The organism is Sorangium sp. So ce834 (assembly GCF_051521425.1).
In the GTDB taxonomy this organism is placed as follows: domain Bacteria; phylum Myxococcota_A; class Polyangia; order Polyangiales; family Polyangiaceae; genus Sorangium; species Sorangium cellulosum_D.
This window is the reverse complement of the sequence record NZ_CP150351.1, coordinates 6,466,419-6,490,140: the sequence shown is the minus strand read 5'-3', so window position 1 is coordinate 6,490,140 and position 23,722 is coordinate 6,466,419. Positions and strand designations below refer to the sequence as shown.

Here is a 23,722-nt window from a genome sequence, read left to right as displayed (position 1 = left end):
GCGAGCTAGGGATAGCAGAACGAATCCGACGACGCGTCGCCCCCCTCGAGCCGCACCTGGTGCGGGCGCAAGGGGCCGAAGTCGACGAAGAACTCGGGGTCGAGCGCGATGCCGCCGCCTTGGGCCGCGTCGACCTTGGCCATCCAGCCGCCGACGCCTTCGGGATAGAACTGCTCGTCCCACGAGGCGTAGAGCGAGTTCGTGAAGTAGATGCGCCGCCCGTCGCGGCTCACCTCGACCATCTGCGGCCCGCCGCGCAGCGGCCCGGAGCGGCGGTGCGCCGCCCTGCGGACCACGCCCCCGAGGTGCACCGAGCCGGTCAGCTTCGGGTGGAACGGGTCCGACACGTCGTACTGGCGGAGCTCGCCCGTGCCCCAGCAAGACACGTAGAGGAACCGGTCGTCGAGGGAGAGGTTGATGTCGGTGATGAGGGGCGGGACGGCCTTGAAGCCCTTGAGCAGCGGCGGCAAGAGATCGGGATCCGCCGGCTCGGCCGGCACCTCGATGACCTTGCGGATCGCCCACCGGTCGCCGTCGCGATGCCAGAGCCAGACCGAGGCGGAGAGGTCCTTGACGCTCACGACGACGCCGACGAAGCCATAGGCCTTGGTCGGGTCGTGCGCGGGGCGGAGCTCCAGCGCCATCTGGTGCTCGTCGCCGAGATCCAGCGCCTGGAGGTGCTTCCGCTTCCGGAGATCCCAGACATGGATCTTGTGGCCGTATTTCTTGCCGAGCAAGAGCTCCGGATTCACGCCGTCCTCGATCATCTTCGGCGTCCCCCACTCGCTCGTCAGCAGCGTGTCGTGGCCGAGGTGCCACCAGAAGTCGTAGTGGAGGAACTGCGGCCCGCGGTCGATCTCCCAGCGGCCGAGCACGTCGAAGCTCTCGCAGTCGAGCACGAAGATGCCCCCTGGCCCTTCGCCCTGGGGGTTGCCGAGCGCGCTCACGTAGATGCCGTCGGGCCCGCAGTGCAGCGTGTGCGGGCGCGAGTAGCCGGCCCGCTTCGCGATCTCCTCGGCCCGGACCGTGTGGACGAGCTCGGGGCGGCGCGGGTCCGGCTTGACGTCGAAGACGAAGATGTTCGACGAGCGGAGCGCGGGGAGCAGGAGGAAGCGGCGCTCCACGTGGGGGTGCGGCGCGTACGGGCACAGCGAGGCGCTGCACGCGTTCCAGCCCGAGTGGTGGAGCTCGTCGCCGTAGGTCGGCAGCTCGTTGACCGAGACGAGGGTGCCATACGCGGGCGATCTCGGGTCGAGGTCGACGACCGTGAGCGCGTCGTGGCGGAGGTTGCCCGGGCGCTTCAGCGCGGCGCCCGCGTCGAGCGCCGTCACGTAGGCCAGCCGCTCGGGCGGCGCATCCATCGCCAGGCGCGGCGACGGGTAGAAGGTGGGATCCGGACGAAAGCGCATGCGCTGCGTCTCCTTGGGTGCTGGGCGTTCGCGTGTTCTCCGGGGCGCCGCCGCCGTTCCCGGCGGGACCGGCGCGCGACGCTCGCGGCGTGAGGCGGTGATGGACGGTTCGTGCCGGGTCGATGCGCTTCGTCCCACACGGCGGCGCCGCGCATCGGCGTGGACCCGATCGGAGCGTGGACGTGCGTCCGTTATAACAGACGCCGCGGGCGGGATCTACGGTCGCGGTGGGTTTCCGGCGGCGCCAGGGCCCCGGGTCGGCGGCGAGGTGCCGCGGGGCGCGCTACGAGCGCGCGCGGCTGCGGCGCGCGAGCGCGAGGCCCGCGAGCGCCGCGGCGAGCGCGGCGGCGCCGCCGGCAGAGCCCGCCGGGCCCGAGGTGCTGCACCCCGCCCCGGCCGGCGCGATGTCGGCGCCCGTGTCCGTATCGACGTCGCCGAGCAGCTCGGCGCCGTCGGCCGACACCGGCAGCGCGTCGGGCTCGTGCAGATCCCGAGCCCACACCGTCGCGTCGAGCGCCTCTCGCTCGGCGAACGACGTGGACAGCACCTCGCGCTTCCCGAGGCCCTCGCCCCGCGCGAGCTCCTCGATCCCCGTCGCGGCGAGCCGCGCGGCGGCGCTGGCCGGGGTCGAGACCTGGAACAGCGTGTTGCCGATGGTCACATACCAGCTCCCGTCGAGCCAGCGGCCGTGCCCGAGCTCGGTGCTGATCGGCTCGGGGGCTCCCCCCGGCCGGCCGATATAGCGCTTGCCTTCGTACAGGAACAGGACCTCGCCGGCGTCGCTGATGCCGTCGTGGCCGACCCGGAGCTTGGCCTGGTCGAACCGGCTCGACTTCGGGAAATCGCTGATCTGGTGCTGCTCGCCGTCGGGGGTCCGCAGCCAGATCTGGTTGGCGTCGCCATCGCTCTTCAGGAAGGCCGCGTGGCCCGCGTGCGCCAGCAGCCCGGCCGAGGTGTTGGTGAGCGAGTCGCCGAGGAACACCTCCTCACCCTCCGCGGTGTAGAGGTAGCTCGAGCTCGTCATTCCGTCCCACCACCGGCCGACGACGTTCGTTCCGTCGGTGATCGGCCGCTGCAGGTTGCCCGCGTGATCCCCGAGGAGCGCGTTGCCCGGCCCGACGATCGACGCGTTCTCGTAGGTGCCGAAGAAGACGCCGCCCGAAGCCGGGATGTCGGCCTGGAACGGCGATCGGCTCCCCGGGTTGTACCAGAGGGTCCGGTTCGTGCCCGTCGACAGCGAGTGCTCGTGCGCCCAGTCGTCGTTGTACGATGTCCACACGGCCGTATTGCCGTTCACGGCGTCGAGGCGCGGCGTTATCGTCGCGCTCGCGATCTGACGCCGGACGCCGTCGACCCAGGAGAGAATGTAGCCGGTCGCCGACTGGTACACGGACCCCGACGGCGTGAGCGCCCCGTAGACGGCGCCGAGCTGGGGGGCCGCCCATTCCGGGATGGCCTCGACCCACGTGATCTGGTGGGTGTTGCGATCGAAGATCCCGATGCGCCGGAGGTAATCCAGGAAGAGGAACCGCGTGGCGTCGAAATCGAGGATGGTGCCGGGAGCGCGCTGGACGGCGGTGAGCCTCGGGCTGCGGTCGACATGGATGGGGCCGACCGTCCTTGTGACGCCGGGGCCGACGCCGACGTTCGCCGAGACCGTGAGCGTGTACGTCTTGCCCGATGGGAGCCAGTAGCCACTCCCGCCATTGTCCTCCTTGACGTAGAGCCGTCCCGGCACGGGCTGCGGGTAGGGCGACCGCACGTCGTTGTAGAACTGGTAGCTTCCGCTCGGGCTGTCGAACCGCGCCGAGAGCTCCTTGCACTCGTAGGGCGGCGTCGGGATGCACTTCGCTTCGAAGCGCCAGCCGGCCGTGAGGGTGTCGTGCGGCAGCACGTTCCACGCCACGGTCGGGGGCGCATACTGGTGCACGATGCCCTCAACGCTCGCCCCCTCGCCGAACGTGTCGTACGCGTTGACCGTCACGACATAAGGGCCGTAGGGGAGCTCGCCGCCGAGCTCGCCGAGATCGAACGCGCCCTCGTAGTAGCCGTCTCCCGTCGGCGTGAGCTCGATGGTGAGGCCCTCGAACTCCGCCTCCACGTAGTAGATTTCGTCGAGGGACGACGCTTCGACGCGCACCGGGATCGTGCCGCCCTCGATGATCGTGTTGTTCGGGTGGACGATGTTGACCGCGACGGCGGCGTCAGCGGCCTGCGCCGCGAGGAGCACGGTAAGAGCAACGGCTGTGCCAGTATGCCGGTCGTAAGTTCTCATAGATCCTCCATATTTCTGGGACTTTGGTGCGCCCGCAGTTTCTAGCATTCACCCCCGTCGGCGTCCGGATGATGCTTCGCGGCGTGCGTGTGGGCGTGCGGCGGAGCGCCCGCGCGCCATCGCTGCGAGCGGACGTCGACGTACGACGCGGAATCCCGTCATCGAGCGTTCATTCTCGACGTCAGCCGCGGCCGAACGCGCGCAATCTGAGGGAGTTGGTGAGCACCGACACGCTCGACAGCGACATCGCCGCGCTCGCGAGGACGGGCGAGAGGAGCCACCCGGTGAGCGGGTACAGGAGGCCCGCCGCGACAGGGATGCCGAGCACGTTGTAGATGAACGCCCAGAAGAGGTTCTGGCGGATCGTGCGCAGCGTGGCGCGCGCGAGCCCGAGCGCCACCGGCAGGCCGGCGATCCCGCCGCGGAGCAGCGCCACGTCGGCGGACGCCACCGCGACGTCCGCGCCGCTGCCGAGCGCGATCCCCACGTCCGCGCCGGCGAGCGCGGGCGCGTCGTTGATGCCGTCGCCGACCATGGCCACCCGGCGGCCGGCGGCCCGCTGCTCGCGGACGATCCTCGCCTTGTCCTCCGGCCTCACCTCCGCGAACACCGCGCGGATGCCGAGCTCCTCGGCGACGGCGCGCGCGGCGCCCGCCCGATCGCCCGTCACCATGGCCACCTCGACGCCGAGCTGCCGCAGGGCCGCGACGGCGCGGCGCGCCCCCTCGGTCGGCCGGTCGGCGACCGCCACGAGCCCCGCGAGCCGCCCGTCGATGGCCACGAACGACGGCGTGCGGCCCTGCGCGGCGAGCCGCTCGGCCTCGGCCTCCAGCGCGCCCGTGTCGATGCCCGCCCGGCGCAGCCACGCCGCGGTGCCGGCGCGCACGAGGCGTCCCGCGGCGCGCGCCTCGATGCCGTGGCCGATCTCCGCGCGGAAATCCGAGGCCGCCGGGAGGCCCACGCCGCGGCCGCGCGCGCCCTCGACGATCGCCCGCGCCACCGGGTGCTCGCTCTCGAGCTCCGCGGCCGCGGCGAGGCCGAGGAGCTCCGCCTCGCCGTGGCCCGCGAGGGCGACGACGTCGGTGAGCTCGGGCCGCCCCGAGGTGAGCGTCCCGGTCTTGTCGAGCAGCACCGTGTCGACGCGGCTCGCCGCCTCGAGCGCCGCGCCGCCCCTGACGAGGACGCCGAGCTCCGCGCCGCGCCCCGTCCCGACGGCCACGGCCGCCGGCGTGGCCAGGCCGAGCGCGCACGGGCAGGCGATCACGAGCACCGCGACGAACCGCTCGATCGCCGCGGCGAGGCCCGCGGCGGTCGGATCGACCGCGAGCCACGCGACGAAGGCGAGCGACGCGACGGCGGCGACGACGGGGACGAAGACGCCGCTCACCACGTCGGCGAGGCGGGCGATCGGCGCGCGCGACCCCTGCGCCTGCTCCACGGCCTCGACGATGCGCGCGAGCGCGGTGTCGGCGCCGGTCTTGGTGACGCGGAAGGTGAGGGCGCCGCTCTGGTTGAGCGTCCCGCCGAGCACGGCCGAGCCCGCGGTCTTGTCGACCGGCATGCTCTCGCCGGTGAGCATCGACTCGTCGACCGCGGACGCGCCGCGGACCACCTCGCCGTCGGTCGCGATGCGCTCGCCGGGCCGCACCAGCACGAGGTCGCCGGGCGCGAGCGTGGCGGCGGGCACCTCGTCCTCGGCGTCGCCGCGGAGGCGCCGCGCGGTCTTCGGCTGCAGCGCCACGAGCCCGCGCACGGCGTCGGCGAGCCGCTTCCGCGCGCGCGTCTCGAGCAGCCTGCCGATCAGCACGAAGGTGACGATCGCGGCCGCGGCCTCGAAGTAGACGGGCGGCAGGTGACCGTGCTCGGCGTGCGGGAAGAGGCCGGGCGCCACGACCGCGGCGGTCGAGTAGAGCCAGGCGGCGCCGGCCCCGAGGCTCACGAGGGTGTTCATGTCGGCGGCGCGGTGCCGGAGCGCGCCGAAGGCCAGGCGGAAGAACCGGCGCCCCGGCCCGAGGACCACGACCGTGGCGAGCGCGAGCGAGAGCCAGCGCCCGAAGGCGCCTTCGAGCGCCGGGATCGCGCCGTGGGACATGGCCACGGCGAGCAGGGGGGCCGTGAACGCGGTGGCGATCGCGACGTCGCGCCGGAGCGCGCGCCGCTCCCGCTGCTCGGCCGCGTCCATGGCGGCGGCGCGCTCGGATGCGGCCGGGGCCGGGCGCGGCGGCGGAGCGGCCGCGGCGGCCGCGCGGGCGGCGGTGTCGGCGGATGCTGCGGTGTCGCCGGCGTCGGCGGATGCTGCGGTGTCGCCGGCGTCGGCGGATGCTGCGGTGTCGCCGGCGTCGGCGGATGCTGCGGGGGCGCCGGTATCGGCGGATGCTGCGGTGTCGCCGTCGACGGCGGGCGCTGCGGGGGCGCCGTCGACGGCGGAGGCGTCGGGCACCTCGGGCACCTCGTAGCCCGCCTCCACGATGGCGTGGGCCAACGCGGCCGGCGTGGTCGTCTGCGCGTCGTAGGCGATCGTCGCCCGCTGGGTCACGAGGTTGACCGTCGCCTCCGCGACGCCGGGCGTCGCGCGCAGCGCCTTCTCCACGCGGCGCACGCACGCCGCGCAGGTCATGCCCTGCACCGGGAGGTCCGTCCGCGCGCGCTGCTCCACGGTCGCGGCGTTCGCTCCGGGCGCGGCCGTCGCCCGGGTCGGCTCCGCGAGCTGGGGGTTCGTCGTCATGGCCTCTCCATTTCGCGAGCGCGCGGCTCGCCTCCCGTCCGCCTGCTCAGGCGCAGCCGCTCCGGCCCACGCTATCTACCCCGGAACGACCGACACGGCTCCCGCGGCGCAGGGCCGAAGCCGCTCCGGCCGCGCCGCGCCGAGCGGTGGCCGGCCGCGGGAGGTGCTACGCCCGCGGGCGCCATGGAGCAGATCCTTCCGGCGCTCGGGGTGAGCGTGGTCGTGTTCATCTCGACGAACATCGACGACATCCTCCTGCTGTCGGCCTTCTTCGCGGACCCCGGCTTCACCCCCCGCCAGGTCGTCGCCGGCCAGTTCCTCGGCATGGCGGCGCTCGTCCTGGCGAGCGTCGCGTGCGCGCTGCTCGCCGTCCGCGTGCCGGACGGGTGGATGGGCCTGCTCGGCCTGGCACCCCTCGCGCTCGGCCTGCGGGGCCTCCGGGCGCTCCGGCGGGGCCCCGGGGCCGGCGACGACGGCGCCGGGAAGCCGCCCGGCGGCGCGGCGCGGTTCAAGGCGCTCGCGGTGGCGAGCGTGACCCTCGCGAACGGCGGGGACAACCTCGGCGTCTACATCCCGCTGTTCTCGAGCACCCCGGGGCACGTCCCGCTCCACGCGGCCGTGTTCGCGGTCATGACCGGCGCCTTCTGCGCGCTCGGCCACCACCTCGTCCACCATCCGGTCCTGGGCAGCCGCATCCGGCGCTACGGCCGCGCGGCGCTGCCGTTCGTCCTGATCGGCCTGGGGCTCTGGATCCTGTCCGACGCCCTCGCGCTCGCCCGCCCAGCGGGCCCAGCGGGTTGACCGGCCGGCGGGAGCGGGCGCTCGTTGCCTGCGCCGGGCTGCACCCGCCGCCTGCTGCAGCCAGCACCCGGGCGCCGGGAGCGCCTCGGCCGCCGCCCGCCGCGCTCGCCGCCCGCCGCGCGCGGGGGTCCCCGCACCCCCGCCGAAATCACGGCCCTCCGAGGTGGCGCTCGCCCTCGCCTCGGCCCGCGCCGCGCGTGGCGCGATGCCTGCTTGAGAGCGCGCGGCGGCGGCAGGGCGCCATCTCCCCGTCCACCTCGCCCGCCGTCGAGTGTGACCACCATGTTTCAAGCAAGAATCGAATCATCCGTGACCACGCACCATCGCGAGCGCACAGGAGGCCACCTTGCCGGTCGCGCGATTTGACGCCGCAGGCAAGCTCGCCGTCGACGAGGCGCTCGCGCGCGGCGAGGCGGTCGTCCTGCCCACCCCGTCGCCGCTGGCCTACGTGATCGCGGGGACGACGGCCGCGGCCGTGAACCGCGCGCGGGGCCGACCTCACAACCACCCCGTCGCCGCGTGGGAGCCGCGCCTCGACCGGCTCGCGCCGCACCTCGCGCTCGACGAGGCGGAGCGCCGCCGCCTCGGCTGGCTGCTCGCGGTCGAGCGCGTGACCGCCCTCGTGCCGCAGGCCCGCGACGTCGCCGCGCCGAGCTGGCTCGAGCCCGCCGCGAGCTACGGCATGGCGCTCCTCTTCGGCGTCACGTGGGAGCCCATCGCCTGGCTGCTCGAGCGCCACGCGCCGCTCTTCGTGAGCAGCGCCAACCGCGCCGGCGCGCTGCCCGCGGTCGACCTGCGGCAGGCCGTCGCCGCCTTCGGCCCCGAGGTGTGGGTGCTCGACGGCGACGCGCTGCGCGAGCGCGCGCGGCCGCACGCGTCCACGACGACGCTCCGCTTCGTCCCCGGTCGCGGCTGGGAGATGCACCGGCGCGGCATCCAGGACTCCCTCCGCGCGAACGCCGGGGGCAGCGACTACCTCGCGGACGTCCTGGCCCGCGCCGACGCCGCCCTCTTCCGGAGACCGTTCCCCCGGCGACAGGACGGACGCGCAGGGCGCCAGGCGCGGCGCTCGCCGCCAGCGGACCGCGACGGCCCGGTGCGCCTTCACGGTCCCAGGGGCCGTCGCCCGAGGCATCACGCAGCGTAGCTCGGCCGCCCAGCGGCGCGCCGCAGGGAGCCCTGGCGGGACGGTTCTGCGGGGGCGATCTGTCGCGATCCGTCGGGTCGAATGTGCGGTGCCCAACCATCACCCGCCAGCCCTCCCACCCCCGCTTCGGGCCGAGCCGTTCACATGTGAATCGCACTCGTTAACACGTGATTTTGCATGACGAGGTTTGGACGGCGCAGCACCAGGACGGTCGTCAAGACCCGCGTGGCGGCCTGCATTGCCGCGCGCTCGCTGCACTCCGACGACTACATCGCCGTCGGCGACCCGACCTGCCAGGGCGGCGGCTGTCTGCCCCAGGGCGCCCCTGCGACGCCACGCTGCCCTGTTGCAGCGGCGCGACGTGCGTGCTCGGCCTCTGTCTCCCGATCTGCAACCCGACCACGTGCGAGGCCCAGGGCGCGACCTGCGGCACCATCCCCGACGGCTGCGGCGGCACGCTCGCCTGCGGCGCGCCCTGCGGCCCCGTCTGCCCCTGCGCCGGGAACCCGGCCTGGGAGGCCGCGCTGGACGGGACGATCGTGAACGACGGACGGTGCACGAATTACTCCTTCCCCGCTCCCTGCCGCACTTCGGGCGCCTATTCCTGGGCAGTCTCCGATGAGGGCACGTCGGTCGTGGAGTTCATGGCCGGAACGGACTCCGTGGACGGAGAAGAATACAGCTTCTGTGGTGTGCAGGTGATGAACGTGAGCAGCCAATTCCCCGGTCAGTGCAGCGGGGGTGCCTTCCCCGTCATGATGACGACCCTCACCGCGGCGGAGGTCGCGTCGTGCAGGGCCGATATCGCGAACTTCGCGGCGGCCCAGAACGTCACCTGCAACTGAGCCTCCATCTCCCACCTTCCAGGCGCGCCGCCCTCCCCGGGCGGCGCGCGCTGCCCGCGGCAACGTCGTCGTGGCCGCGTGGACACCTCGCGTCGGCGATGGGCCACGCTTTTCTCTCCTCCGTTCGGGCTTGCGCGGGCTCCCTCGGCCGCGCGCCCCGGACTCTTCTCAGGGGCGATCTCCGGCCGCATGCCGCGCATGCCCAGCGCCCGCAGGGCCGGCGGATACGCACCGGGTCCGCTTGCCTGACGAGCACCGCGACTTCGACCTCCACATCGCCGACGGCGGCGCGGGCCCGAGCTGCGGCCTGGCCCCTCGTGACGCCTGGACGCCGGACGCGCGGCAGGAACACCCGCCGGCGATCACCGCCCGAGACAGCGCTTCGGCTCCTCCCCCGACTTCCGCAGCATCACGATCTTCCCCGTCGGCGTCCCCACCGTCTTCACGAAGGCGGCCCGCTGTCGCCCGAGGACCCGGCTCGCCTCGGCGAGCTCCTCCTCGGCGCGCTGCCCCTTGACCAGCAGCACCATCCCGTCGGGCCGCACGAAGGGCACCGTCAGGGGGAGCAGCACGACCAGGCGCGCCACCGCGCGCGCCGTCACCGCGTCGAACGCGCCGCGGAGGTCGCCCTTGCCGAGCTGCTCGGCGCGCTCGGCGCGCACCGACACGTTGGTGAGCCCGAGGCACGCGGCCACCGCGACGAGGAACGAAGCCTTCTTCTGGGTCGCCTCCACCAGCGTCACCTTCAGATCGGGCCGAGCGATGGCGAGCGGAAGGCCGGGGAGGCCCCCGCCCGAGCCGATGTCGGCGAGGCTCGCCCCCGCGCTCAGCTCCTCCAGGAGAGGCACGAGCGTGAGCGAATCGAGGATGTGCTTCTCCCAGCCCTCGACCGGATCCGTGATCGCGGTGAGGTTCATCAGCTCGTTCATCGCGAGCAGGCGCGCGAGGTAATCGCCGAGCTTGGCGATCACCGCGGCGTCGAGGGTGACGCCGAGCGCCGCGAGGCGCTCCGCGAAGCCCTCCGGAGGCGTGAGCGGAGCGGGGGCCGGCAGCGGGAGAGGGGCGCGTTCTTCAGGGATCATGGGGGGCCGTGCACCCTAGCAAGCTCCCGCTTGGCGTTCGCGTCATCGATGGACGGGATGAGCACGTCGCTCCGCTGCGTGAGGCGAAAAGGGCACCAGACCGGGGGGCCACCGGGGGGCTGAATCGAAAAGGGCACCAGACCGGGGGGCCACCGGGGGGCTGAATCGAAAAGGGCAACGGTGGAGCGGTTCGGGGCAACGGTGGAGCGGTTCGGGGCAACGGTGGAGCGGTTCGGGGCAACGGTGGAGCGGTTCGGGGCAGCGGTGGAGCGGTTCGGGGCAGCGGTGGAGCGGTTCGGGGCAGCGGTGGAGCGGTTCGGGGCAGCGGTGGAGCGGTTCGGCGCCGGCGCGTTCACGAAACGCGCGGCGCCGCCCCCGGCGGAGCCTCCCGTTCAGGCGCACGAGGCGACCGCGAACCGCAGCCGCTCCACCCCGCCGCTCGACGCCGTCTATGACTCGGTCGCCGTGACCCCGTGCCGGCGCAGGAGCTCCCGCAGGTAGTTCCGATCCATCCGGCCGGCGCGCGCGGCGTGGGAGAGGTTCCCCCCGTTGGCCCGGATCAGCGCCCTCACGTACGCCCGCTCCCAGCGCGCGACGGTGCGCTCCTTGGCCTGGCGGAACGAGAGCTCGAGGTCGTCCGGCCGGAGCGCCTGATCGTCGTCGCCGACCTCCCGCGCCGCGGCGCAGCCCTCTCCGATCGCGGGATCGCCGGTCAGCACGGCGCGCTCCACCGCGCTGCGCAGCTCGCGGACGTTGCCGGGCCAGTCGTGGTGGAGCAGCCGCTCCACGAGGTCGGCCGGCGGATCCGCCTTGTCGGCGAACTGCCGGTAGTAGTGCGCGACGAGCAGCGGGATGTCGTCCCGCCGCTCGCGCAGCGGCGGCACCCGGAGCCGGACCACGTTGAGCCGGTAGAACAGGTCCGAGCGGAAGGTGCCGCGGTTCACCTCCTGCCGGAGATCGCGGTTCGTGGCCGCGATGATCCGCACGTCGAGCGGGACGGTATCGAGGCTGCCGATGCGGCGGATCGAGCGCTCCTCGAGGGCGCGCAGCAGCTTCGGCTGGAGGTCGAGCCGGAGCTCGCCGATCTCGTCGAGCAGCACCGTGCCCCCGCGCGCCGCCTCGAAGGCGCCGGCGCGCGCCTGGTGCGCCCCCGTGAACGCGCCCTTCATGTACCCGAACAGCTCGGCCTCGATGAGCGTGGGCGGGATCGCGCCGCAGTCGATGACCACGAACGGCCCGCCCGCGCGCGGGCTCTTCTGGTGGATCACCTCGGCGAGCAGCCCCTTGCCGGACCCGGTCTCGCCCTCGAGGAGCACCGTGGCGTCCGCCGCGGCGATCCGCGGGATCATCGCGAAGAGCCGGCGCATGGCCGTGCTCTGCCCCAGCACCCGCCCGGAGAGCTCCGCGTCCCCGAGCGGCTCGTGGACCTCGTCGGGCAGGTGATCGAAGCGCAGCGACGTCTGGCCCACGCCGAACGTGGCGCCCGGGGTCAGGTACGCCGCCTCCACGCGGAAGCCCCCGAGCAGGATGCCGTTCGTGCTGCCGAGATCGCGCAGCTGATAGCCCTTGGGGGTCGCGGCGATGACGCAGTGATGGCGCGACACCGATGGATCGGTGAGCACCAGGTGATTGCCGGCCGCGGTGCCGATCGCGAGCTCCGGCGCGTCGGCCACGTGCGAAGCGCCCTGATCCGGGCCGCTCACCACCTGCACGCTGAATCTGCCGAACGTCACCTCGCGCGGGTGGACCTTCAGCACGGTGGTCGCGTCCTCGCCTGGTGTGGGTATCGCAGTGCGGATCACACGCACCACCTTACCATGTCAAACGCGGCCCGAGCGGTGTCCCGGACATCGCATCTGCGGTGCAGACGCGGGCACGCAGCTGCTGATGGCTCTCGCAGGCAGCACCCAAGATGGACTTTTCCGGCGCGGTGTCGGAGCGCGCCGCTACCGCGCTGCCGTGGGCTCGGCCCCGGCGAGGACGAGCATCGTCCCCTCGAGCGCCAGCGGCCCGGCGACGATCCCGAGGCCTGCGACGACCTCGGGCGAGGCGAACACGCCCGCCTGCGCCCCTTCGGGCGCCCAGGCGCCGACCTCCGCGAGCTCGCCGCCGAGCAGCTCCCCCGAGGGGCCGAGGAGCAGCTCCCCCGTGTGGAGGCACAGGCGCACCTGCACCCTGGGATCGCGCCCGGGGCGGCCCTCGAGCCGCCGGAAGATCCGGAGCGCGGCGTCCACGGCGCGGCGGCGCGCCTCCGCGTCGGCGTCGGCGTCGGCGTCGGCGGGGCGCTCGGCGGTGAAGAGCAGGCTGCTGCCGGTCTCGGCCCCGGGGGACAGCCCGGCCTCGGTGAGCTCGGCGGCCACGAACGGCAGGATCGCCTCCAGATCCGCGAGCAGGCGATCGTCCGGCGCGTCGAGCGCCTCGGGCGCGGCGCCCACCTCGGCGTAGACCGCCACCCCGGGGCGCGCGCGCGCCCCGCTCGGCGCGTCGCTCGCGCCGCGCGAGGCCTCGAGCGCGCCGCGGAACTCCTCGAGGAACGCGCCGGGGCTCGGGGGGCGCGCCGCGGGATCCTTGGCGAGCGCGCGGAGGATGACCTCGTCGAAGCCCGACGAGAGCCGCGCCTTCGCGCTCGGGCGCGGCGGGCTCGCGAACAGGTGCAGCTGGCGCAGGAGCGCGCCGATGTCCCCGCTGAAGAGCGGCTCGCCGACGAGCATGCGGTAGGTGAGGGCGCCGAGCGCGTAGACGTCCGCCCGGATGTCGACCGGCTGGCCGAGGAGCTGCTCGGGGGCGACGCTCGAGGGGCTCCCGAGGACCTCGCGCGAGGAGGTCAGCGACGGCCCGGGCGCGTCGAGCAGCTTGGCCACCCCGAAGTCGAGCAGGACGACGCGGCGGCGGTCACCGTCCTCCTCGAGGAAGACGTTCGACGCCTTGAGGTCGCGGTGCACGACGGCCTGCGCGTGCGCGGCCTCGAGCGCGTCGCAGAGCGGCTCCAGCACCGCGAGGGCCTCCTCGGGCGACAGCCGGCCGCGCGACCGCAGGTGCTGATCCAGGCTGACCCCGGCGAGCAGCTCCATGACGTAGTAAGGCCGCCCGTCCTCGAGCTGCCCCTGCTCGAAGACCCGGACGATGCCGGGGTGCTCCAGCCGCCGGACCGTCTCCACCTCTCGCTGGAAGCGGATCACAACGTCCGGCTGCGCGCTGAGCTCCGGGTGCAGCACCTTCACGGCCGCCGCCGTGCCGCGGTCCGCGTGCCGGGCGCGGTAGATCACGCTGAAGCCGCCCGCGCCGAGCGGGCCCTCGATCACCCAGTCGCCCGCCCGCTCCCCGGGCAGCAGGGCGTCCAGCGCGAGGCCGGCGAGCGCCGCCGCCGGGGGGCGCGTGGCCGTGGCGGTCGGCGTCATCGGCGTGAAGGTGATCGGCGCGGCCGGCGCGGCGGGTTCGGCCGAAGCCGGCTGCGCGGTCCGGACCGTGCGCTCGCTGGGGATCCCCGCGCTGGGGACGGTGTCGGGCTCTTCGCTCACCATGGACCGGCCGAGCGACGGTACCATAAGCGGCTGCGGCGAGCTGACGGCTCTCCGCCGGCCCCAGGGAGCAACGACGTGTCCCGCTGCCCACAGTGCCACCGCCGGCTCCCCCCGGCGGGGGCTTGCCCTCGAGACGGCGGGACGGCGCCGCCGTCGGCCGAGCGCACGCCCGCGCCGGGGCCGCCGCGCGTCCCGGGCTTCCAGGTCGGCGGCTTGCTGGGGCAGGGCGGCTTCTCCGCCGTGTGGTCCGCGCGGCGCGAGGCGGACGGCCTCCCCGTCGCCCTCAAGGTCGGCCGCTCCCCCCGGCCGACGGTCCAGGCGCGGTTCCGGCGCGAGGCGGGCGCGCTCCGGCTCATCGGTCCGCCGCACGTCCCGCGGGTCCACGCCGAGGGGCGGCTCGACGACGGCCGCCCCTGGTTCGCCATGGATCTCGTCCCCGGCGAGACGCTCGCCGAGGCGCTCGCGGCGCTGCCCGGGCCTCCCGAGCCGGCCTGGGCGGCGGCGCGCGCGGCCGCGCTGCTCGACGCGCTCGCGGCCGCGCACGCGCGGGGCGTCGTCCACCGGGACCTCAAGCCGGAGAACGTGATCCTCACGCCGCGGCGCGCGGGCGCCGCGGCGGGCGCGGCGCCCGCGGTGCTGCTCGACCTCGGCCTGGCGCGGCCCGCCGGGGCGCCCCACGACGACGACATCGAGATCACGCGCGGGGGCACGGTCGTCGGCACGCCCGAGTACATGGCTCCCGAGCAGCTCCGCGCGGAGGCCGACCTCGACGAGCGCGCGGATCTCTACGCCTTCGGCGCGATCCTGTTCGAGCTGCTCACCCTCAGGCCGCCGTTCGTGGGGGACACGGGCGCGGTGGAGCACGGGCACCTCACGCTGCGCCCGCCGCGGCCGGGAGAGCTCGCGCCGGTCCCCGAGGCCCTCGAGGAGCTCGTGCTCTCGTGCCTCGCCAAGGATCCCGGCCGCCGCCCTCCGAGCGCGGCCGCGCTCCGCCGCGCGCTCGACGAGGCCTGCGCGCTCGGCGCCGCCGCCGCGGAGCCCGGCGCGGCGGCGGAGCCCGGCGCGGCCGCGATCGCGGAGCACGGCGCCGCCGCGGAGCCCGGCGCGGCCGCGATCGCGGAGCACGGCGCCGCCGCCGGCTCGGCCGCGATCGCGGAGCGCGGCGCCGCCGCTGCCGCGGAGCCGACCTCGCGGCCCGCGATCGCGCCGGGGCCGCCCTCCGGCCGCGGAGGCGGCAGGCTCATCGCCGAGGGGCTCCAGCCGGCCGTCGTGCTTGTCGCGGAGACCGGCGCCGCCACGCCGGTCGTGGTCGCCGCGCTCGCGAGCCGCAGGGGGATCTGCGTCCGCCAGCGCCGGCGCCGCTACACCGCCGTCTTCTCGGCCCACGACGCCGAGGACCCGGTCCGGCTCGCGCTCGCCGCCGCGCGGGAGCTCGTCGAGCGGCACGGCGCCCGCGCCGCGCTCCACCTCGCGGGCGTCATCATCCGTCCGCGCGACAAGGCCCCGCCCGCCGTCTACGGCGCGGCCGTGGATCGCCCGGAGACCTGGATCCCTGCGGATCCCTGGTCGGGCGTCGCGCTCACCGAGGAGTTCGAGCGCGCCCTCGCCGAGGCCGAGGCGACCATGACCCCCACCTCGCCGCAGGGCGCGCCGGCGGCGGAGCTCGAGGCGCCGCCGCCGACCACGGTGGGGCGGGGCGACGTCATCGCGGCGCTCGAGGCGAGCGCCGCCGCGGCGTTCAGCGGCGTCTGCCCCGCGCTCGTCACGGTGCTCGGCGACGACGGCCTCGGCAAGAGCCGGGTCGCGGCCGAGGCGGCCGCCGTGGCGCGGCGCCTCCGCCCCGGCGCCGCGGCGCTCGTCGTGCGCGCGGCGCAGCCCCTGCCGGGCGAGGCGAGCAAGGACACCGCGGCGATCCTGCGCTTCGCGCTCGCCGCGCCCGCGGCCGCGCCGGCCGATCCTCGGGCCTTCTGCGAGGCGCGGCTCGGCCCGGAGATCGGCGCCTCGACCTTCGCGTCCGTGGCCGCGGCGCTCGGGTGGCCGCGCCCCGGCGCCGCGCCCGCCGCGACGCCGCACCACCTCGCGCGGGCGATCGCCGAGGGGCTGCGCCGCCGCGCGCGCCGCGCCCCCGTCGCGGTGATCGTGGACGACGCGCAGTGGGCGGACGTCCCCGTGCTCGACGCGCTCGAGGTCGCGACGCTCGACGGCGCCGGGGTGGCGCTCTGGGCGGCGGTCGTCGCGCACCCGCGCTTCGAGCGCTTCCGCCCCGCGTGGGGCGCGCGCACGCAGCGCGCCGACCGGGTGACGCTCGCCCCGCTCGACGAGGCCGCCGCGGCGGACCTCGCGGCGCAGCTGCTCCTGCCGGCCGCGTACCCGCCCGCCGACGTGCTCCGGGGGCTCGCCCGCTGGGCCGGCGGCAACCCGGGTTGCCTCGCCGCGATCATCCGGTCGCTCAAGCAGGCCGGCCTCGTGCGCCGCCGCCCCGGGGGCGGCGACTACTGCGTCGAGGCGGCGGAGCTCGACGGCCTGCCGGTCTCTCCGGCGTGGCAGTGGCTGGCGATGCGGCAGCTCGGGGGGCTGCCGCAGGAGGTCGCCGCGCTCGCGCGGCTCTGCGCCGTGCTCGGCGAGTCGTTCACGCGGGCCGAGCTGGAGTGGGTGCAGGACGCCGTGGATCGCGCCGGAGGCGCCGGGACGCCGGTCGACGCCGGGTACGGGCTCGGCGTGCTCGTCGAGCAGGGCATCATCGGGCGCCGCGCGCGGGGTGACGGCGAGCCCGCCGCGCACGGCGAGGGCGACGGTCGCCGCGCGCGGGGTGATGGCGAGCGGTGGTGGTTCCAGAGCGGCCTCTTCCGCGACGCGGTGTACGAGACGCTCGATCCCGAGCACCGCGCGCAGATCCACCGGCACGCGCTCGCCTTCTGGCGGGCGCGCGTCGAGCGGGGGCTCCCTCCCGCGTCCTCGGCGACCCCGCGGGCCGACCCGGCCGCGCCGCCCGTGGAGCTCGCGGCGCAGCCGGGGCCGGAGGAGCTCGAGCCGCTCGCCCGGCACGCGGGCGCGTGCGGGGCGGGGGAGGAGGCGGCCGAGGCGCACCTCCGGCTCGGGGATCTCGCGTTCGCGCGGCACCGGCACGTCGAGGCGGAGCGCTGCTACACCGCCGCGTTCAAGCTCGCCGGCGGGGGCGATCGCCGCCGGCGCGCGCTCGCGCTGGCCGGCCGCGGCCGGATCCGTTACCGGCTCCACCTCATCGAGGAGGCCCTGGCCGACCTCTCCGCCGCGCTCGAGCTCGCGGACGACGAGCTCCGCGCGGACGTCCTGCTCGAGGAGGCCACGGCGCTCGACTGGACGGGCGCCTACGAGGCGTCGTCGCGGCGGGTCGAGCTGGCGCGGCCGCTCGTGGAGCGCGCGGGCTCGCCGCGGCTCTCGGCGCGCCTCTGCGTGGCCGAGGGGCGCACGCGCCTCAGGCGGGGCGAGGTCGCGGAGGCGATCGCGCTCCTCTCGGAGGGGGCGTCGCTGGCGGAGTCCGCGGGCGAGGAGGAGGGCCGGATCATCGCGCTCGTGCTGCTGTCGACCGAGCTCGCGCACGCGGGCCGCTTCGCCGAGGCGGAGCGGCGGGCCGAGGACGCGATCGCGCTCTGCGAGCGGGCCGAGGATCTGCCGCACCTCTGCGTCGCGATCATGAACCGCGTCGTGCTCTGGGCGCTGAAGAAGGATCTCCCGCGCGCGACCGCGGATCTCCGGCGCGCGATCGCGCTCGCGCGGGAGATCGGCAACCCGTGGCTGGAGCGCGTCGCCACGTACAACGTCGCCGAGCTGCTCTACTGGAGCGATCAGCAGGACGAGGCGCTCTCGCTGGCGCGCCGCGCGCACACGCTCGAGCAGCGGTTCGTGGATCGCCCCGTGCCCGAGTGCTCGCTGCTGCTCGCGCGCATCCTCGCGGCGCGGGGCGAGCTCGGCGAGGCGCGGCGCCTCCTCGCGTGGATCGCCGCGTCGTGCCCGCCGGAGCCGTCCGCGAAGGCGGCGCACGGCTGCTACCTGATGCTGCGCTGCCTGCTCTCGGACGGCGGCGACGGCGTCGCGCCGCGTGACCTGCTCGGCGGCCTCGACGAGGCGGAGCTCGAGGCCGGCCCGTTCCAGTTCGCCGACGAGCTCCTCGAGGTCCTCTACTGGCGCGGCCGTGCGGCATTCCGCCACGGTGCTGTCGAGGTCGCTGTCGCGAGCTTGAGCAGGGCCGGCGCGCTGCTCTCGGAGCATCCGGCCTGGCGCTCGCGGTTCGACGGGCTCGCGCGCCGGCTCGGCGCGTCGCAGGCCGCCGCGAGCCGCTGCTGACCGCGCCGCACGTCGCGGCTGAGCCCGGTTGCCGCGACCGCGGCGCGAGGACCGCCGGAGCGGACGGCCGGCCGGACGCGGCCTCGGATCAGGAATTGCTTAGGCGTGGCCGCTGGACCGGGTGTGATGCGCACGCACGTGCGCCTTAACTGGAGCATGGGGTCATGCTTCGCGTAAGGATCGATGCTGCCGGGGTGATCGGTTGCTGCGTGCTTGCGGTCGGGTGCGGCGCGGCGCCGGCCGACGACGCCGAGTCGGTCCTTGTCGCCGAGCAGGAGATCATCGTGATGAACGGCCTCGAGCCGGCCGATTTCTGGAAGCCCTCGACGCAGCAGGCGCTGCGGGCGCTCGCGCAGGCGCCGCTCGCGGCCGGGCTGGACGGCGGCGCTGGGGCGGTGCTCCTCGCGAGCGAGCACGGCAGGCAGCTGGTGGAGCGCGTGGTCGCCTGCGCCCTGCCTGCGGGGGCGGCGGTGGAGGCGCGCTTCGAGCGGTCGTTCGCCGGGTCGATCGGGCTCGCGCCGTCGTGGGCCACGTCACCGCTCTCGGACGGCGCGTCGCGGCGCTGGATGACGGCGTGCCTGCTGCAGTCGCTGAACGCGCTGGGCGCGCACGTCGCCGTGCACCTGACCGGCGGCCACCCGGGGCTCGCCGACGCGTCGGACAGCGAGGCGTCGGAGTACACGGTCCGGGACGCGATCATGTTCGGCGATCTCTTCGAGCCGGCCCATCCGACCGCGTTCGCCTGCGCCGACAACGCGCTGATCGACGACTGCGGCGTGGCGCTGAGCGCGAAGACCCTCGCGCGCGTCTGCGGGCAATCGCACACGTGCGGGCTCACCCTCCTCGGCCATTGCAATGCGGTCTGCGACCGGGACGGCGCGGGCGCGCCGACCTGCTGGGCCCGCCGGAGCGGGGTTTACCCGGAGTCGATCGCCTCGCGCCTGGAGCCCCTCGTCGCGCTCTCCTCGGGGGGCCTGACGTGCGGTGTCCTGGGGCTGGTCTCCGGGCTCCTATAGGTTGCTGGAACGCCGATAACGTTGAAGTTCGGCGAAGATCGATCGATGGGAAGAGGACCGCAAGGGCACAAGGGACGCAAGGGGAAGAGGAGAATACAATTTTATCTCTGTCCCGTTGCGCCTCTTGCGCCCTTGCGGTCTCTCCCCATCATGATTGGTCGCGCACGAGCGGCGGCAGCATCTCCAGCGGCGTGACACCGTAATTGTCGCGCAGCGTGGCGTTGCTCGAGGGCACCACCGTCTCGCCGCACGAGGAGGAGGCATAGGAGCGCCATGAACGTCTTGGATTCTCCCTTCCCGCTGGGCTGGTATACCGCGGGCTCGCACGAGAGCTTCTGGGGGCACGGGAACACCTACATGTTGATCCCCTACGATCAGCTTCCTGAGCTCGAGCAGCACCATTGGGATGGCTCGTTTCGGTGGCTCCCTGCCCCGCCTGAACGCGACACGGTTTTGGGCGTTCACGAGGAGAGCTGCGAAAAACAGCTAGATCTCAGCCAACTGTACGGGGAGGCACAGCAGGCAGGGATCAGGATTCCTGATGCCTTCGCCACGTTCCTGACGACGCCGGAGATTCATCGTCGAGTTCCGACGTGCACAGCGTGTTATCTCGAACTGTCCACGCGCCTCCTTGAACCTCCGAGCAACCAGCCGGGCCGCCTGCTTCGGTTCATGAACGACCAGCAGGCGTGTGTATTATGGTACCTGTACCTCCCGCCGGACGATGTGCCTGCCGTCGTCGCCGGAATGCCCGAATGGCTCGATGACGCCTCTGAAGGCTCGCTCGATGACGACGACGGCGTCGTATTCGAGCAGCTTGTGTTGTGCGCTCCAGACTTCGAGACCTTCATCTATCGCTTCTGGATCGAGAACGCGATTTGGTACGCGCTGGTCGAGCGAAGGCCGCTGACGAGCGCGCAGAGCGCATACCTCGACGCGGTTCAACGTGCCCGGCGGCAATCGAGGGCGTGACCCTGCTCCGTTGCGCGCAGGATGCAGCACCGTGCTGGGCCCGCCCAGCAGGGGCTTGTGGCCGACGGGTGGATGCGCTTCGCGCCCTTGCCCGCGGCACAGCCTCGAATCGTTGGGCCGTCGCGCCGTGGCGCGGGGAGTGGTCGCCGCCGCCTCCGCCATGGCGCCGCCACCCCCTGATCTGACCCTCTCCACGGGTTTTCCCGTCGTTTCGTGCCGGCATGGGGCGTGCTCGAGGCCGAGCGTCATGCCGACGCTCGAGCACAACGCCCTCGTCGAGATGTTCCGTGACCAGCCGGCGCTCGCGCCCCGCTTGCTCGCGACGCTCTTCCACGTCGAGGTGCCGGCGCACGCCTCCGCCGCCGTGGTCGAGTCGTCGCTCGACCAGCTCATCCCCGTGGAGTTCCGCGCTGACCTGGTGCTCGAGCTCCGGGACGCGAGCGGCGCGCTCGTGCTGGCGATCGTCATCGAGGTCCAGCGCGACACGGATCCGAACAAGAAGTTTTCGTGGCCGACGTATGTCACGGTCGTGCGCGCCAAGAGGCGCTGCCGCACGGTCGTGCTCGTGGTCGCGCCGGACGCCGGCGTCGCTGCCTGGGCGGCGGAGAGCATCGACCTCGGCCTGGGCCTCGGCCACGTCGAGCCGCTGGTGCTGGGCCCGGCCGTCGTCCCCGAGATCACCGATCCAGCCGACGCGGCGGCGGACACCGAGCTCGCCGTGCTCTCGGCGGTGGCGCACGGCAACGGGCCGAACGGGCTCGCCGTCGTCCAGGCGGCGCTCGTTGCCGTCGGCCAGCTCGACCAGGAGCACGCGATGGTCTACTTTCAGCTCATCTGGAACGCGTTGCGTGAGCCGATGCGGCAGGCTCTGGAGGCGTTGGTCATGGAACGACAGATCGAAGGCGAGGCGACTTTCCCCCCGTTCGTGAGGCAGCTCATCGATCGCGGCAAGCTCGAGGGCATCCGTGAGGGCAAGCTCGAGGGCATCCGTGAGGGCAAGAGGGATACGCTGCTGCGGCTGCTCGCGCGTGCGGGGATCGGGCTCACCGCGAACGAGAGCGCGCGCATCCAGGCATGCACCGACATCGCGACCCTCGACCGCTGGATCGATAACGTCCTTGGTGCGAAGACCGCCGCCGAAGTGCTCTCTTGACGGTGGACGGATGCGTCCCGACAAAGGCGATGAGTCACCGCTGATTATTGCCAGGCCGTTATACCTCGGGAGGTGATGGGCGTGGCTCGTCGAATGTCACCGGAAAGACAACGCGAGTGGCAACACAGCGTTCGGTTTTGGCTCCCGCAGCAGCGCGGCATCTCCCCCGCGCACCTGTCGAGCGCCGCTACGCCGGCTCCTCCTCCAGCGCCTGCGTGATGGTGACCCCCGCCTCCCGATAAGGAGCGAGCGCCTCCTTCGACACCCCGCGCTCGGTGAACAGCCACGTCAGCTCGCCCAGCGGGGCGACGACGTACGGAGACACCGTGCCGAGCTTGTCCGCGGTCGCCAGCGCGACGACCTCCGCCGAGGCCTCGACCATCGCCCGCTTCACGTACGACTCGTCCAGATCCACCGTGGTGATCCCGAACGTCGGATCCAGCGTGCACACGCCGAGATAGCAGAGGTCCGCCCGGATCTGCCGCACCCCCGCGATGGTCACCGCGTCCGCTGCGGCCAGCGGATCCTTCCGCATGCGCCCGCCGAGCAGCACCACCTCGACGCGCGGGTGCTCGGACAGCGCGATCGCCACAGGAGGGCTGTTGGTCACGACCGTCGCCTCGAGATCGCGCGGCAGGTGGCGCGCCACGGCCACGTTCGTCGTGCCGCTGTCGATGAACACCACCTGACCCTTCTTGATCAACGTGGCCGCCGCCCGCGCGAGCTCGTCCTTCACACGCGGCTGCTGCCGCTCGCGCGCAGGGAAGCTCGGGTTCACCCTGGCGAGCGGCAGGCCGCCGCCGTGCACCCGCTGCAGCAGCCCCTCGTTCGCCATCTCGCGCAGATCGCGCCGGATCGTGTCCTCCGAGACGCCGAACGAGCGGCTCAGCTCGGCCGCCACCACCTTCCCGTCGCGTTCCAGTACGGCGAGAATATGCCGCCGCCGTTCGGCGACCATGAGCCCGGAGTTGTCTGCGTTGTTTTGCACGTTTGTTCCTATTTGTGCACGTAATTGCTTGCGAAGGCCGCGTCAGGCTGCAAGATTCTTCCTTGATGTTCACGAAATTGCACGAAGATTCTGGAACGCTTCCTGCCTTGTCCGCCGTCGACTGGACGGCCATCCTCGATCGGCGCAGCGCTGGCGCCCCGTCCGGCCCGGCGCGGAGGGTGCCGTGATGCTCGCGCCCCCAGCACCCGACGGCGACGTCGCGCGCGCCCGGCGCGCCGTCTCCGTGATGTTCGTGGCGAACGGCATCGCCTTCGCCTCCTGGGCCGCGCGCGTCCCCGCGGTGCGCGAGCGGCTCGCGCTGCGCGACAGCGCGCTCGGCCTCGCCCTGCTGGGCGTCGCCGTCGGCGCGATGCTGGCCTTTCGCGCCGCCGGGCCGGTCATCGCCCGCTTCGGCAGCCGGCGCGTCACCCGCGTCTCGGCCGTGCTCCTCTGCGCGGCGCTGCCCCTGCCCGCGCTCGCGCCCTCCTTCGCCGCGCTCGTCGCCGCGCTCCTGCTGCTCGGCGCCAGCAACGGCCTCATGGACGTCGCCATGAACGCGCAGGCCGTCGAGGTCGAGCGGCGCCACCGCAGGCCGATCCTCGCCTCGTTCCACGGCATGTTCAGCCTCGGCGGCCTGATCGGCGCGTCCCTCGGCGCGCTCGCGGCCGACCGGGCGCTGTCCCCCGCGGCGCACCTCTTCGCGGTCGCCGCCGTCCTCGCCGCCGCCGTCACCGCCGCGGGCGGGGCGCTCTCGGCCGACGCGCGCCCCGAGGCCCCGGCCGCGGCGGCCGCGGGCGCCCCCGCGGAGCGCCGCTCGACCCGGCTCCTCGTGCTCGGCCTCATCGCGTTCTGCTCCTCCATCGGCGAGGGCGCGATGGCCAACTGGTCGGCGGTCTACCTCCGCGACGAGCTCCACACCACCGCGGCCGTGGCCGCGACCGGCTACGCCGTGTTCTCGCTGGCGATGCTCATGGGGCGGTTCTCCGGGGACGGGCTGACGCAGCGGTTCGGCGCCGAGCGGCTCGTGCGCGCGGCCGCGCTCCTCGTCGCGGCCGGGCTGGGCGCGGCGCTGCTCGTCAACGTCCCGATCGCCCTGCTGGTGGGCTTCGGGTGCGTGGGCGCCGGCCTGTCCGTCGTGGTGCCGCTCGTCTTCCGCGCCGGGGCGAGCGCCCCCGGCGTCGCGCCGGGGAGGGCGCTTTCGACGCTCGCCACCCTGTCCTACGGCGGCTTCCTCGTCGGGCCGCCGGCGATCGGCCTCCTCGCCGACCTCCTCACCCTGCGCGGCGGGCTCGTCCTCGTCGTGGCGCTGGTCCTCGTGATCGTCGCCCTGGCCCCGGCGGTGGGCCGCGGCTCCGCCGCCGGCGCGCCGGCCGCGTGCCCGCCCACGGCGTGCCGACCCGCGCTCAGGGCGCACTGACGCGGGCGCCGTCGCCGCGGGCCGGAGCGCCGGACCGGAGCGCCGGGC

16 protein-coding genes are annotated in these 23,722 nt (G+C 74.3%); 9 read left to right on the top strand and 7 right to left on the bottom strand.

The genetic code is table 11. The annotated features are described in order from the left end of the window. Positions 1–5: 5 nt before the first annotated feature. From WMF20_RS23490 to WMF20_RS23480, 3 genes are all read right to left on the bottom strand, one after another. Positions 6–1,409, bottom strand: a complete 1,404-nt coding sequence (locus WMF20_RS23490; protein WP_437616842.1) for a selenium-binding family protein — start codon at positions 1,407–1,409, stop codon at positions 6–8. 283 nt (positions 1,410–1,692) lie between these two features. Next, on the bottom strand, positions 1,693–3,684 hold the full coding sequence (locus tag WMF20_RS23485) for a hypothetical protein (RefSeq protein ID WP_437616841.1): 1,992 nt from the start codon (positions 3,682–3,684) through the stop codon (positions 1,693–1,695). A gap of 181 nt (positions 3,685–3,865) precedes the next feature. Beyond that, positions 3,866–6,409 carry a heavy metal translocating P-type ATPase gene (locus WMF20_RS23480; protein WP_437616840.1) on the bottom strand — a complete coding sequence of 848 codons (2,544 nt, stop codon included), beginning with the start codon at positions 6,407–6,409 and terminating at the stop codon, positions 3,866–3,868. 183 nt (positions 6,410–6,592) lie between these two features. On the opposite strand from WMF20_RS23480, the gene WMF20_RS23475 reads away from it, so the two are divergent. The 3 genes from WMF20_RS23475 (at position 6,593) to WMF20_RS23465 (ending at position 9,202) form a co-directional block, all read left to right on the top strand. Then, positions 6,593–7,210: a cadmium resistance transporter gene (locus WMF20_RS23475; RefSeq protein WP_437616839.1), complete on the top strand. Its 618-nt coding sequence runs from the start codon at positions 6,593–6,595 to the stop codon at positions 7,208–7,210. A 346-nt stretch (positions 7,211–7,556) separates the two neighbouring features. Further along, positions 7,557–8,357: a hypothetical protein gene (locus tag WMF20_RS23470; protein WP_437616838.1), complete on the top strand. Its 801-nt coding sequence runs from the start codon at positions 7,557–7,559 to the stop codon at positions 8,355–8,357. 365 nt (positions 8,358–8,722) lie between these two features. Beyond that, positions 8,723–9,202 carry a hypothetical protein gene (locus tag WMF20_RS23465; RefSeq protein ID WP_437616837.1) on the top strand — a complete coding sequence of 160 codons (480 nt, stop codon included), beginning with the start codon at positions 8,723–8,725 and terminating at the stop codon, positions 9,200–9,202. A 362-nt stretch (positions 9,203–9,564) separates the two neighbouring features. Here WMF20_RS23465 and rsmG read toward each other — a convergent pair whose 3' ends face one another. Beyond that, entirely contained in the window at positions 9,565–10,284 is a 720-nt protein-coding gene (gene rsmG, locus WMF20_RS23460; protein ID WP_437616836.1) for a 16S rRNA (guanine(527)-N(7))-methyltransferase RsmG, read from the bottom strand. A gap of 180 nt (positions 10,285–10,464) precedes the next feature. On the opposite strand from rsmG, the gene WMF20_RS23455 reads away from it, so the two are divergent. Beyond that, a complete protein-coding gene (locus WMF20_RS23455) occupies positions 10,465–10,785 on the top strand; it encodes a hypothetical protein (protein ID WP_437616835.1) in 321 nt (106 codons plus the stop codon). Here WMF20_RS23455 and WMF20_RS23450 read toward each other — a convergent pair. Together WMF20_RS23450 and WMF20_RS23445 are read right to left on the bottom strand one after the other, a co-directional pair. Beyond that, complete coding sequence (locus tag WMF20_RS23450) at positions 10,734–12,086, bottom strand: sigma 54-interacting transcriptional regulator (protein WP_437616834.1); 1,353 nt, start codon at positions 12,084–12,086, stop codon at positions 10,734–10,736. The genes WMF20_RS23455 and WMF20_RS23450 overlap by 52 nt on opposite strands. Before the next feature lie 144 nt (positions 12,087–12,230). Further along, positions 12,231–13,805 carry a serine/threonine-protein kinase gene (locus tag WMF20_RS23445; protein WP_437616833.1) on the bottom strand — a complete coding sequence of 525 codons (1,575 nt, stop codon included), beginning with the start codon at positions 13,803–13,805 and terminating at the stop codon, positions 12,231–12,233. 75 nt (positions 13,806–13,880) lie between these two features. Here WMF20_RS23445 and WMF20_RS23440 point away from each other — a divergent pair, with 75 nt between their 5' ends. The 4 genes from WMF20_RS23440 to WMF20_RS23425 all read left to right on the top strand — a co-directional run bounded on the left by WMF20_RS23440 (position 13,881) and on the right by WMF20_RS23425 (position 21,269). Further along, complete coding sequence (locus WMF20_RS23440) at positions 13,881–18,128, top strand: protein kinase domain-containing protein (RefSeq protein ID WP_437616832.1); 4,248 nt, start codon at positions 13,881–13,883, stop codon at positions 18,126–18,128. Positions 18,129–18,292: 164 nt separating this feature from the next. Next, positions 18,293–19,144: a hypothetical protein gene (locus WMF20_RS23435; RefSeq protein WP_437616831.1), complete on the top strand. Its 852-nt coding sequence runs from the start codon at positions 18,293–18,295 to the stop codon at positions 19,142–19,144. A 273-nt stretch (positions 19,145–19,417) separates the two neighbouring features. Continuing rightward, on the top strand, positions 19,418–20,116 hold the full coding sequence (locus WMF20_RS23430; protein WP_437616830.1) for a hypothetical protein: 699 nt from the start codon (positions 19,418–19,420) through the stop codon (positions 20,114–20,116). A gap of 247 nt (positions 20,117–20,363) precedes the next feature. Continuing rightward, positions 20,364–21,269 (top strand): hypothetical protein, encoded by a 906-nt coding sequence (locus WMF20_RS23425; protein WP_437616829.1) that lies wholly within the window; start codon positions 20,364–20,366, stop codon positions 21,267–21,269. 187 nt (positions 21,270–21,456) lie between these two features. On the opposite strand, the gene WMF20_RS23420 is transcribed toward WMF20_RS23425, so the two are convergent. Then, positions 21,457–22,257 carry a DeoR/GlpR family DNA-binding transcription regulator gene (locus WMF20_RS23420; protein ID WP_437616828.1) on the bottom strand — a complete coding sequence of 267 codons (801 nt, stop codon included), beginning with the start codon at positions 22,255–22,257 and terminating at the stop codon, positions 21,457–21,459. A gap of 187 nt (positions 22,258–22,444) precedes the next feature. On the opposite strand from WMF20_RS23420, the gene WMF20_RS23415 reads away from it, so the two are divergent. Then, the gene (locus tag WMF20_RS23415) at positions 22,445–23,674 is read left to right on the top strand and encodes an MFS transporter (protein WP_437616827.1); all 1,230 of its coding nucleotides are present in this window, start codon (positions 22,445–22,447) and stop codon (positions 23,672–23,674) included. Positions 23,675–23,722 lie beyond the last annotated feature (48 nt).